11 protein-coding genes and 2 pseudogenes are annotated in these 12138 nt (G+C 32.8%); 1 reads left to right on the forward strand and 12 read right to left on the reverse strand.

The genetic code is table 11. The annotated features are described in order from the left end of the window. The first annotated feature begins 43 nt into the window (after positions 1-43). The gene (gene pyk, locus CCUN_RS00855) at positions 44-1486 is read left to right on the forward strand and encodes a pyruvate kinase (RefSeq protein ID WP_027305109.1); all 1443 of its coding nucleotides are present in this window, start codon (positions 44-46) and stop codon (positions 1484-1486) included. Between the two features lie 176 nt (positions 1487-1662). On the opposite strand, the gene hisIE is transcribed toward pyk, so the two are convergent. The 12 genes and pseudogenes from hisIE to CCUN_RS00910 all read right to left on the reverse strand — a co-directional run bounded on the left by hisIE (position 1663) and on the right by CCUN_RS00910 (position 12114). Next, complete coding sequence (gene hisIE / locus CCUN_RS00860) at positions 1663-2289, reverse strand: bifunctional phosphoribosyl-AMP cyclohydrolase/phosphoribosyl-ATP diphosphatase HisIE (protein WP_027305108.1); 627 nt, start codon at positions 2287-2289, stop codon at positions 1663-1665. Beyond that, complete coding sequence (locus tag CCUN_RS00865; protein WP_027305107.1) at positions 2286-3059, reverse strand: type II restriction enzyme; 774 nt, start codon at positions 3057-3059, stop codon at positions 2286-2288. The genes hisIE and CCUN_RS00865 overlap by 4 nt, the downstream gene beginning before the upstream one ends. Beyond that, the gene (locus tag CCUN_RS00870; protein ID WP_035175611.1) at positions 3052-3915 is read right to left on the reverse strand and encodes a DNA adenine methylase; all 864 of its coding nucleotides are present in this window, start codon (positions 3913-3915) and stop codon (positions 3052-3054) included. Before CCUN_RS00870 ends, CCUN_RS00865 begins: the two co-directional genes overlap by 8 nt. 227 nt (positions 3916-4142) lie before the next feature. Next, complete coding sequence (locus CCUN_RS00875) at positions 4143-4445, reverse strand: type ISP restriction/modification enzyme (RefSeq protein ID WP_088245156.1); 303 nt, start codon at positions 4443-4445, stop codon at positions 4143-4145. Further along, positions 4438-4590, reverse strand: coding sequence for a hypothetical protein (locus CCUN_RS00880; protein ID WP_027305104.1), 153 nt, complete (start codon positions 4588-4590; stop codon positions 4438-4440). The genes CCUN_RS00875 and CCUN_RS00880 overlap by 8 nt, the downstream gene beginning before the upstream one ends. After that, entirely contained in the window at positions 4590-4754 is a 165-nt protein-coding gene (locus CCUN_RS09695) for a hypothetical protein (RefSeq protein WP_157258329.1), read from the reverse strand. The genes CCUN_RS00880 and CCUN_RS09695 overlap by 1 nt, the downstream gene beginning before the upstream one ends. Positions 4755-4759: 5 nt before the next feature. Next, positions 4760-7783 carry a type ISP restriction/modification enzyme gene (locus CCUN_RS00885; RefSeq protein WP_051521671.1) on the reverse strand — a complete coding sequence of 1008 codons (3024 nt, stop codon included), beginning with the start codon at positions 7781-7783 and terminating at the stop codon, positions 4760-4762. A 1-nt stretch (position 7784) separates the two neighbouring features. Further along, positions 7785-8552 (reverse strand): imidazole glycerol phosphate synthase subunit HisF, encoded by a 768-nt coding sequence (gene hisF / locus CCUN_RS00890; protein ID WP_027305103.1) that lies wholly within the window; start codon positions 8550-8552, stop codon positions 7785-7787. Then, complete coding sequence (hisA, locus tag CCUN_RS00895) at positions 8534-9271, reverse strand: 1-(5-phosphoribosyl)-5-[(5-phosphoribosylamino)methylideneamino]imidazole-4-carboxamide isomerase (RefSeq protein ID WP_027305102.1); 738 nt, start codon at positions 9269-9271, stop codon at positions 8534-8536. The genes hisF and hisA overlap by 19 nt, the downstream gene beginning before the upstream one ends. Positions 9272-9274: 3 nt before the next feature. Further along, positions 9275-9862 (reverse strand): imidazole glycerol phosphate synthase subunit HisH, encoded by a 588-nt coding sequence (gene hisH / locus CCUN_RS00900; protein ID WP_027305101.1) that lies wholly within the window; start codon positions 9860-9862, stop codon positions 9275-9277. A 116-nt stretch (positions 9863-9978) separates the two neighbouring features. After that, positions 9979-10951, reverse strand: a pseudogene (locus CCUN_RS00905) (HTH domain-containing protein). Positions 10952-11035: 84 nt separating this feature from the next. Then, positions 11036-12114: pseudogene (locus CCUN_RS00910) on the reverse strand (DNA-methyltransferase). Between the last annotated feature and the right edge of the window lie 24 nt (positions 12115-12138).

Below are 12138 nucleotides of genomic sequence, written 5' to 3' on the forward strand. Positions count from 1 at the left end.
TGTTTCTAAAATTTTAGTATAATGATTCAAAAAAAGGAAAGTTATGCTTAAAAAAACCAAAATTGTCGCAACCATAGGACCTGCGAGTGAAAAAAAAGATGTTTTGCGACAGATGATTATCAATGGAGTTAATGTCTTTCGCTTTAATTTTTCTCACGGAACTCATGAGTATCATAAAAAAAATTTACGCAATATTCGTAAAGTTGCTAAAGAATTAAACACTAGAGTGGGAATTTTACAAGATATTAGCGGTCCTAAAATTCGCACAGGAGAGCTTAAAGAGCCATTTGAGCTTAAAAAGGGCGATAAACTTGATTTTTATAAAGAGCAAATTCTTGGAGTTAAACTTGATTCTAATCATTATAAATTAAGTATCAATCAAAGTGAAATTCTCAATATACTTAAAATTGATGATTATATCTATCTTTATGATGGAAGCATTCGTGCTAAAGTTACAAAGATTAATCAAAATTATATCCAAACTTTAATAGAAAATGATGGATTTTTAAACTCAAATAAGGGTATAAATTTCCCAAACACTAAAATAAATATTGATGTTATCACTGAAAAAGATAGAAATGACATACTTTGGGGCATTGAAAATAATGTGGATTTTTTAGCCATTTCTTTTGTGCAAAATGCAAAAGACATTAATGAAGTGCGTGAGATACTTGAAAAAAATAATGCCGAAATTGCTATTTTTGCTAAAATAGAAAAATTTGATGCTGTAGAAAATATCGATGAAATCATCAACTCAAGCGACGGGATTATGGTTGCTCGCGGAGATTTGGGTATAGAAGTGCCTTATTATAAAGTGCCAAACATTCAAAAGCAAATCATTCATAAAGCAAATAGTGCGAGCAAACCTGTTATTACTGCCACGCAAATGCTGTTTTCACTCTCCAAATCCAAAACCGCAACAAGGGCTGAAATCTCTGACGTTGCCAATGCTGTTTTAGACGGAACAGATGCGGTAATGCTTAGCGAAGAAAGTGCTGTGGGTATAGACCCGGCTAATGCTGTGGATATTATGTGTAAGACTATTATAGAAACTGAAAAATACTATCCCTATAATAAATTTGATATTTTTGAGTATTGTGATGATACAGACAAAATCATGCAATCAAGTGCGAAACTTGGAGTGGATTTAAAGGTGGATTCAATCTTTGCTTTAACAAGTAGTGGAAAATCTGCCATAAAAATTGCAAGATATCGTCCAAATATCAAAATTATTGCCATAGCACATTCTAAGAAAACTTTAAATTTCTTAACCATAGTTTGGGGGGTTAATCCTGCAATTTTAGTCAATCCAAGCAATGAATTAACTCTTTTACTCAAAGATACCGTAAAATCAAGCGTAGAGAAAGGTTTAGTGGATAGGGAAAAATGCTATATTTTAACAGCAGGTTTTCCAATAGGCGTTAAAGGCTCAAGCAACTTAATACGCATACTTCAAAAAGAGCAAATTGATTATTATCTTAAATAATTTTATATCATAAAAATCAATGCTGAATGAAAAAAGATTCATCGAATACAACCAAAGGTTTAAATAAAAGATAAATAGAGCTTGTATAGCTTTTAAGCCAAAAATAAGCTTTGAATTTACTCAAAGCTTTTATTTTTAATACAGATTAATGAAAAAGAATTTATAGATAAGAACAGCTATTCGCTTCTATGTCTTTCTTTTAATTTAGCAATGATTTCATTAAAACTTAAATTCGCATCAGCTAATAAAACACTAAGATGATACATCAAATCCGCCGCTTCGCAAATGAGTTCTTCTTTATCTTTAACGACTGCAGCTAAGGCTGTTTCAACGCCTTCCTCTCCAACTTTTTGTGCTATTCTTTTTGTGCCACTTTGAAAGAGTTTTGCGGTGTAAGAATTTTTTGCGTCTGCATTTTTGCGTGAATCAATCAATCTTGAAAGTCTTGATAAAAACACAAAATCCGCCTGTTTAGACAGCTCTTCAAAGCAAGAAATAGCTCCTGTATGACAAGTTGCTCCTACGGGATTGACCAAGATTAAAAGCGTGTCTTTGTCGCAATCAAGTGTTAAATCCACGATATTTAAAAAATTCCCGCTTTCCTCACCCTTAGTCCAAAGTCTTTTTTTAGTGCGTGAGAAAAATACAACTTTTTTTTGCCTCAAGCTTTCACGCAAGGCTTCTTCATTCATAAAACCTAGCATTAAAACTTCACAACTCTTATAATCTTGAATGATAACAGGCAAAAGTTTATTGACTTTTTGCCAATCAATTTGCGAATTTAAATGTTCAAAATCTTTCATTTCTTTCCTTTAATCTTAAATTTTGCACTCTTTTTTAAGAATATGCTATTATAATTTTGCAATTCTTTAAATCCAAATTCTCCCATCAAAAAGCATTCTTTTCTTTTTTCAAAAAAGAGCGTTATAACTTCTTTTTGTGTATGGAGTTGCCATTGTCTCATCGGGTAGTAAAGTTGTCTTATGATGATGTTTTTTGTTTGATTATTTTTTGCTTCAACCAATACAATTTTATCTCTACCCTCAAAACCAGAATCCACTTCCGTTTGGACAGATTTTACTTCTATATTATCATAAATATTTGTATAAAAGGAAAATTGTGGCGTATATTTGCGTCCTCGTATGCTTAAAACCAAGCTTTCATCGTCAATAAATGTGCGAATAAGACTTGAAGCATAGGCAAAATCCAAATGTTGCATTTCAGAGTTTCCAATGCAAGCACTTTTTAATTCAAAATCTAATTTACTCTCATATTCTTTGATGTCTGCATGAATGTCTGGAATATCCACATAACCCTCCCCTTTGCAAAGAACATACTCTCCATTTTTAATAGGTAAAATAAAAAGCTCATTATCAATAAAAATTTGCGGACGATCTTCTCTAGAATCTTGTTTGCATAAAATCCTCACTTCTCTTTGTGAAGTTTGCTTGAAATCTTTAACACAATCTTTAATCTCTTCAGCATTTATAAAAAATGGTTTTGATTTGAAATCATGTTTGTCAATTTTTAAATCCTTGTAGATTTTTTGCCAACTCTCATTATTTTTACTCATAATTTCCCTTGATTAAAAGCTCTGTTATTTTACCTCTCTTAGCACCTTTGCAATTAATGGCACGATTTGCTTGAATTTCTATGCAATTAAAGCCCTTGTATAAATTGCGTATAAAAGGTGCATTAGAATTGCTTTGCAAAACCTTTGAACCACGTGAATTTAAGGCTTTAAAGACTTCAAAAAGTTTCTTTTGTTCTTTTTCTAAAAAAACATCAATATAGCTCACAAAACTTGAAGTTTTATTGAGCGGATAATAGGGAGGATCAAAATAGACAAAATCTCCGCTTGCGGCATTCATTGCAACTTCCTCAAAATCACCCTGCAAAATTTTCACCCCTTGCAGAGCGTTTGAAGCATTTAAAATCAAATTCTCATTGTAAATTTGAGGATTCTTATAGCTTCCCATCGGTGTGTTAAATTGCCCCTTTGCATTATAGCGACACAGCCCATTAAAGCAGGTTTTATTAAGATAAATAAATCGTGCAGCTCTAAAAATAGAATCCAAATTTGCAAAATCCTCTTTTCTGTCAAGATTGCGTATCGTGTAGAAAAAATCCTTATTGTGCTTGTTTTGAAAGGATTTTAATTCTTTTAAAAGACTTTGTGGGCCGCTTTTTATGACTTCATAGGCATTGATGAGCTCACGATTTTTATCACTTAAGACAATGCTTTTAGAATCCAAAAGCCCTTTACTCTGCAGAGCAAAAAATAAAGCCCCACCTCCCACAAAAGGCTCAAAATAATTCTTAAAATCACGTGGCATTAAAGAAATGATAGAATCAAGCAAGGCTCGTTTGCCTCCAGCCCATTTCACAAAGGGCTTAGCTTCGCAAAAACTATAAGTCTTAATTGCCATATATTTCCTTACTATAAGCATCATAAAATACAAGAAAATTTTCTTTGCTATCAAAAGCAATTTATGTTTATATATCAAAAGAATTTAGAAAAATCGCATTTTTATATTTTTTGACCCATTTGACTTTTTGCCAATCAATTTGCGAATCTAAACGTTTATATCTTTCATTTCTTTCCTTTTTAAAATTCAAGTTTAACATAAAGCTTTTTATGAAGTCTTTAAAAATTTTAAATTTCATCAAAGATATTAATCGCAGCAATTTTGCTCTCTATCTCTAAGCTCTTATGCAGAGCTTGAATGATTTTTGTAAAATACTCTGTGTCAATCTCCTCGTTTTTGTGTGATTTGAGATATTTGTCTAAAACCTGATAACCCCCGATTTTATACTCCCACACTTCCTTAGAGACTTTTATAAAATACAAAAAATCATTGACAAAAAGCTCTTGCTCTTTTTCATTATAGGAAATTTTTTCTATTTTTTTATTATCCCTCTTATTGTTTTTAAACCGACCCTCACCGATTTCACTCATTGCTGACTCCTTTGTCAATATAAAGTGGAAAAACATAACTTCCACTGCCAACTAAATGCAAGTCTATAATATTTTGTGTGATAAAAATATTATTTATTTCTTGCAATTTACACCCTCTATCACACACCAAGCCGATATTTTGCATTATTGTGCCTTCTGATAGAGATAGAGCGGGAAGATTGTCCCTGCTCCTGTATTGCCTCCACCCATAAGAGAAAGATCTACTAGAGTGCTTGTTACTATTACACATTGCCAAGAGCCATTTATTTTGTATTGTCTTGCTACATTTAGTCCAATATTGCAAGTCATTCTCATTATGCTCTGTTCTCTCTCATTAAATGCACATCTATAAGCTCTAATCCTAACTGACTAAGTTCTAAAAATTTCTCTTTAGAATCCACAAAAGGCACTTTAGGAAAATCAATTTTAAGAAAATCAAGGTATCTCTCCCTATAGCCCTTGTGAAACAGCACAGCATAAATATAGCCTAGAATCTCAAGAGGCTCAAAATGCTCATTGTATTTTTTATCAATAAACTCACGAAATTCTGGCGTGAAATTTTCTACCCACCCACCTTTTTCTGCGTCTTTTTCTCTTTCTTGTGTGTTCTTTAGAATCTTAGAGCTTTTATTTTGAGGAGATTCTGTGTTTTTAAGGTAAAGAGGCATTACCTGCTCTCCTCCTCTGCGATAAAAATTAATATCCACCATTTTATCAGTGATTGCAATAGTATTTATCTCGCTATCTCCAACAGCAGAGCTTTGTCTGGACACGATTAAGGCTTGATTCTCACCCTGCAGAAAATGCTTCATAATATCTTCCACACAACGCCAAACAAGCTTTCTTTCATAAAAGATATAACGAAAGTCAAAGGGGCGATAGGCGATTTTTTTAATGAACTTTGATAAATCATTTTGATTTTGCAAATTTTTCCAACCTTGCAAAATATCCCATCCTTTCTTTTCTTTAACTCCAAATGTTTTATATAATTCGTTGGCATTTGGTGATGATCTTTTAAAAGATTCAAATTTTTGCAATAATTTTTCTTTAGAAATATCAATTACAAAATTATCATGTGCTGAAGTAATCCCAACTCCAGAAACCCTAAACATATCCTTGACACTCCAGCCTTTCTCGTATTCTGCCCTCAAATCATCATTTTGTGGAATGAACAGATAAAAGGGATCTTGAGGATTTAATTCTTTCCATTCAATGGAATCTAAGGAATTTTCATAAAGAAATTTGTATTTATCCTTGCGTTTGCCATATAAATCATAATGGTAAAGTGAGGCTAAGCTGTCATTGCAAGATGTATTTTTTATAAAGATATTGATAGAAACGCCCTGCATAATATCAAAGACATTTTCATCTTTGTTTCCATCAGGAGTTGCTTCCTTTTTCCTTGTGTTGCCATGCAGGTCTAAAATATAAATGGCATCAAAGCTCTTAAGAAGTGAGTAACGCATTCCTCTAAAGGTAGGATTGTCTAAAAAGCTGTTATTAGAGATAAAGGCGAAGATTCCCCTCTCTTGCTCTTTGATTTTAGATTCTGCAAAGCAAATGAATTTCACATAATCATCCAAGAGCCATTTTGTGTTTTTTTCATCTTTGAGCTTATTCTTTTCAAAAGCTTTTTTAAAGGTTGTTTTAAGGCTTAAATAATCTTTTGGTTTCTCTTTGCTATCTTTGGCATTAAGATAGCGTTTTATAAGTCTTTGTTGTTCTTCATTTAATTGCGATTCTGGCTCTAATCCATAAGTTATGCGTATATTATCCTCAAATAAGCCCTTATTAGCACTTGCACCACTATAGGGCGGATTGCCTGTGATGATGAGGATTTGTTTTTCTTTAGTTTTTTGGGCATTTATAGCTTCTTCTATGAGTTCTGGATGTTCGCTATCATGGATATTGCTTTTGTCATTTTGTTCTTGCTTTATATCTTTAAAATAAAGTGTGTTTGTGAGATAGATTCCTACCCTTTCTTCATCCTCTAGCGGTTGTTCAAATTCCTCTTTGAAACTTTGATGAAGTTTAAGATGAGCAATAGTATAGGGAGCGATGAGGTATTCAAAGCCAAAAAATCGCGTAAGGAGTTTTTTGGGTTCACATCTTGTGCTATTTTTGTCTTCTATGTCCCCTAAAGCCTTTCTAAAGGCTTCTAACAAAAAGGCCCCTGTGCCTGTGGCAAAGTCTAGCAAAGTGATATTTTCATTGTCTAATGCCGCACTTAAACCTGATAATTCAAAATCTCTTTTAAGCACAGAATCTATAGCATTGATAATAAAATTCACAACACTTGCAGGGGTATAATACACACCGCGAAGCTCTCTTAATTGCGGATCATAATATCTCAAAAAGGTCTCATAGAAATGTAAATAGGGATCCTTATGCAAGGCGGTTGTGGGAATTCCAGATAAATCCTTTTCAAAGGTCTTATTAAGTTCCTTAATAATGCTTGCAGTATCAATGTGATTGATGATATAGAGCATATCTTCTAAAAGCCATTTTATATCCACTTTATCAAGTTTTCTTAAAAATTCACTCATAGTTTGGACTAAAGGAAAATTGTTAGGTATGAAATCTGCTGCTGTACTCAGTCTGATTTTTTCATTGTTATTATTGTTAAGCTTTGCAAGAAAAAGGCTATAAGTGAGCGTTTGTGCAAAAGAATCGCAAAATTCACTAAATTCTAATTTTTCATAAAGTTCTCTTTTAAAAGTATTGTAAAGACCCTTAATATGTGCTTCTTGTTCGCATCTTTCTAAAGAACCTCTAAGGTTTCTTGTGCGTCCAGCAAGAGCGGAGGCAAATTCTAATGCACTGGTAATAGGCTTTGGCTTGTAACTCAAAAAGAGTTCAAATAATTCTAAAAGCTCCTTTTCTTTATCCTCTAAATGCCCCCCAGACTTAGCATTTGCAAGGCTTTTAAGCGCATTGAAATCACAAATCTTACATTCTTTGATAATCTTTGCTTGATTTTTATCATTTTGACGCACAAGAGAAAAATGCAAATAATCTGTCAGTATGATATTATCTTTGATTTGCATATATTTTGCAATCTGCTCACTTTGCACAATGGACTTTAAATCCGTATTGATGCGTTTGTTTTCAATCAATCCCACCAACAAATCTGCTCTTGTAACTTCAAAATCGGGCATTCCAAATTTTTCTTTATTGTTTGGCTCGTGCTTAATATTGAGTTTTTCAAAATCCTTATGCTTTGAAGAAAGCTCGTTCTTTAAGGCTTTTAAGAAATTTTCAAGTGCCGGCCTGTGCGAAAGCTCTCTGTCATTTTCTTTCATATTTTTTATACTCTTAAGATAATCTTGTAAAATCATTTCAACTCCTTATGGGAATTTGATTGTCTTTTAAATAGAGCTTTAATTCTTTAATATCCACGAGTTTTTGATGGAAAATACTTGCTGCTAAAGCTCCATCAACGCCGAGTTTAAAAGCTTCTAAGAAATGTTTTGCATTTCCAGCCCCTCCGCTTGCAATCAATGGAATTTTACAAATCGCACGCACAGCCTTTAATTGCTCTAAATCATAGCCATTTTTGCGTCCATCTTCATTCATCATATTAAGCACAATCTCACCCGCTCCCAAATCCTGCACTTCTTTCACCCATTCAAGCGTGTTTTTTCCGCTGTGTCTCGAGCTTTTTTCATCGCCTGTGTATTGATACACTTTAAGCTGTGCATTTTCATCTTTAAAACTATCAATCCCAACAACCACACATTGAGTCCCAAAGCTTTTTGCTAAAATTGTGATGAGTTGAGGATTGTTTAAAGCAGGAGAATTGATAGAAATTTTATCCGCACCATTTGCTAAAAGTTCTTTTGCGTCATCCTCGCTTTTTATCCCTCCAGCTACACAAAAAGGTATGGATATATTTTTCGCCACTTCACGCACCCAAGCTCTAGAAATTCTTTCTTTCCTCACGCTTGCAGCAATATCGTAAAACACAAGCTCATCAATGCCATTTTGCGAGTAAAATTTCGCAAGTTCTATAATATCTCCCATATCTTTGTGATTTTTAAACTGCACACCCTTAACAACTCTGCCGTCTTTTACATCCAAACAAGCAATTATTCTTTTTGTAAGCATTTTATCGCCTCTTCTACACTAAAAACACCCTCAAGTAGAGCCTTTCCTACAATCACCCCGCTACAAATTCCTTTCAATCTTTTTAAATCATCAAGGCAAGAAACCCCGCCAGAAGCCTGAATGCTAAGATTTGGAAAAATATCGTGGATAAGATGATAAAGCCTTGTATTAGGTCCTTGCATTGTCCCATCTTTTGAAATATCAGTGCATAAAATATGCTTGAGTTTTCTGTCCGCATAAAATTCCAAAACTTCCATAAGTTTTTTATCGCTTTCTTCTTGCCAAGCATTGATAGCAATTTTATAATCTTCTTTTAAAACCACATCTAAGGCTAAAACTATGGATTCGTTTCCAAATTCTTTAAGAATTTCAAGGCAGAGTTTAGGATTTTTAATCGCTAAAGAACCTATCACCACTCTTTTAACCCCACTACCCAACAAGGCTTTAACCTCCTCTTTAGAGCGAATTCCTCCGCCCACTTGCAAATCCACTTTCACACAATGACTCAATTTTTCTATGAGAGCAAGCTGTCTTTTACGCGGATCTTTTGCACCGCTTAAATCCACCAAATGCAACTCTTTTGCCCCAGCCTTTTCGTAGGCTTTAAGCAAATTTTTAGCATCTTGCTTATAAATCTTTTTTTGAAAATAATCGCCCTTAAAAAGTCGCACTACCTCGCCGTCAATCAAATCTAAAGAAGGAATGATTTTTGTTTGCATCGCTTATCCTATGTTTTGTATAAAATTTTTTAGCAAAAGCTCTCCCGCTTCTGCACTTCTTTCGGGATGAAATTGCACACCATAAAAATTATCTTTAGCCACTGCTGCACTAAAGGGCTTAGAATACTCGCAAGTTGCGATTGTGTAGGGATTTAACTTCACACAATAACTATGCACAAAATAAAAATATCCTCCTTGCAAACCCTTAAAAAGCTCGTGCTGACTTAAAACCTGATTCCAACCCATATGAGGCAAAGCATAGCCTTGTTTTTCTTCAAATTTAGAAGTTTTAAAAGGAATGATATTTAAAGTGTTTTGAGAAAGTTCTTCTGAAAATTCTCCTAAAAGTTGCATTCCTAAGCAAATTCCCAAAAGAGGTTTTTGAGTGTTTTTGATAAAATCAATGAGTTTAAAATTTTCTAAGTTATTCATCGCTTTTAAGGCAGTTCCAACGCCGGGTAAGAGAAGTTTATCGGAATTTTCTAAGATTTTTAAATCTTTGCTGATTTGATTTTTAAATCCTAATCTGTCTAAAGCAAATTTCAAAGAAGCTAAATTTGCACAAGCTGTGTCGATAATGGTGATTTTCATTTTTTTGCTTTCATAAAAATTCTAAAAACTAATAGCATTTTAGCAAAATAAACTGAAATTAATGTTTTGTTTGATATAGAAACACTCTATTTGAAATTTGTTTTATGGTTAGAAAACTAGTCTTGAGTGATTTTTTTATTTTCAATATAATTTTCAAGTTTCTCATCATCTAAGATTTTATCATAATTTTGTATAGCAATTCTATCCTTGTCATTAGTTTTAAAATCTTTATTGACATTTTGTATAAATTCTTTAAAATCTTTTATTTTTCTCAATCAGCATTTCAATGGTTTCAAAATCCAGCTCCCTTTCTTTAGCATTTAAAATGCATTCTATGTCCTCAAGTCCAAGTTGTATCAACCCGATTCCAAAACTTTGATTCAATCTTTTAATCTCGTCTAAAATTTCATTGTCTATCTCCTCAAAAACAACCAAATAGCCCTCGTTAGCCCAGCTAGAATTACTCACCGCTTGAAAATAAGATTCTTTAAGATTGCCCCAACTCAGTGCAATTTTAAGCTCAAAAGAATAAATCTTAGGTTTGCTTTGATTGATATTTTTTGCAAGGTCTAAGGCATCTTCTGTGTAGTCATCAAAAGGAAAATGCACAGCAACAATGTCGGGAAAATTCCATTTATCCACACCTTTTTGATTTTTGGTGCTTTTTTCGTGATAGATGGTTTTTGCATAAGCATTAAATTTGTTGTCTTTACTATCTTTTAGAAATTTCACAAATAAAGGATGTAAATCTCTCTCATTAAACCTTTTCTTTCCTTCATTTAATTCCTTGACTCCCAATTCCTCCGCTTCATTGTTTTCATTAATCTTAGTTTCTAAGTTTGCTAATTCCCTTTCCCTTGCTTTAAGCCAGAATGTTGTAGGTTTTTTGGAAGCAAACATAAAAATAGAATCCGCTTTATCTCTTATATTAACATAAAGACGGGCTGCTAAACTTCTTATAGGGGTTTTTCCAGAGCTTACAAGTTTTTTTGCCAAACCTCTCTCTTCAGCGAATTTCCATATTTCCTTGTAGCTTAGCGGATACTCCGCATCTTGTAAAATCTCTTCAGCACATTTCAAAAAAGTCATTTTAATCCTTTTTATATTGAATTTGCATAAAGGCGTATTATATCGTAATTTAATCTAAAAAATTTATAAAATAACTATCATCATTTATATTGTATCTTTAAGATTTACGAGTTTTTCATATCCATATCTTAAACTATCGATACTCACAAAATCCCCATTTTTAAAAATATAAAAATAATTCCAGCCGTTATAATTTTCTTTATTTAAATATTTTGCTGCCATTTTATGTATGCTTAGTGTTGCGTCTTTGTCTTTGACTTTATTGTTTTTTGTTAGAGTGCAGATGAAATTTTTGTTTTTATCATAAAATTTTTCATTTTCACTTAATAAACCGGCACATTTAAGCATTTCAAGGCTTACTCTAGGTGGTTTGGTTTCAAGTTTGCCTTGAATGAGCTCATTGGATAATGTTTTAACTTTTTCAATCCTCGAATAAGCAATTTTAACATAAAATTCGTTTTGTTCTATGCCTATAAAATGTCTGTTTAATTTTTTTGCTGCTGCTCCTGTTGTTCCTGTGCCAAAAAAGGGTCTAAAATCAAATCCCCTTGTTTTGAGCTAGACATTATCACCTTTTCAAGCAAAGATTGAGGTTTTTGAGTGGAGTGAATTTTCTTGCCCGATGCGTCTTTTAATCTTTCATTACCTATGCAAATTCCTATATTCCAAACAGATTTTTCTTGTTTGTTATTGTTTAAAAATTTCATAGTTTTATAGTTAAAAGTATAAGGGGCATTTTTATTTTTAGAACACCAAATCAGAGTTTCATGTGAATTGCAAAATCTTGTTCCCTTAAAATTTGGCACAGGATTAGGTTTATTCCAAATGATATCATTTAAAATCCAAAATCCTAAATCTTGCATAATATATCCTAAGCGAAAGATGTTTTGAAAAGAGCCTATAACCCAAATACTCCCATTATTTTTTAAAATTCTCTTGCATTCACGCAACCAAGCTTTACAAAAACTATCATAAGCCTGTAAAGATTCAAATTTATCCCATTCATCACTCACTCCACTAAAAAGCTCACCATTTGTTCTTAAAAGCTCTCCTTGTGTTTGCATAAAATAAGGTGGGTCAGCAAAAATCAAATCCACGCTTTGTTCTGGAAAAGTCTTTAAAATTTCTAAACAATTGCCTTGTAAGATGGTATCTTTTTGCATTAGAGTCCTTTTAAATTTTGACTT

Origin of the sequence: Campylobacter cuniculorum DSM 23162 = LMG 24588 (assembly GCF_002104335.1) — a bacterium.
In the GTDB taxonomy this organism is placed as follows: domain Bacteria; phylum Campylobacterota; class Campylobacteria; order Campylobacterales; family Campylobacteraceae; genus Campylobacter_D; species Campylobacter_D cuniculorum.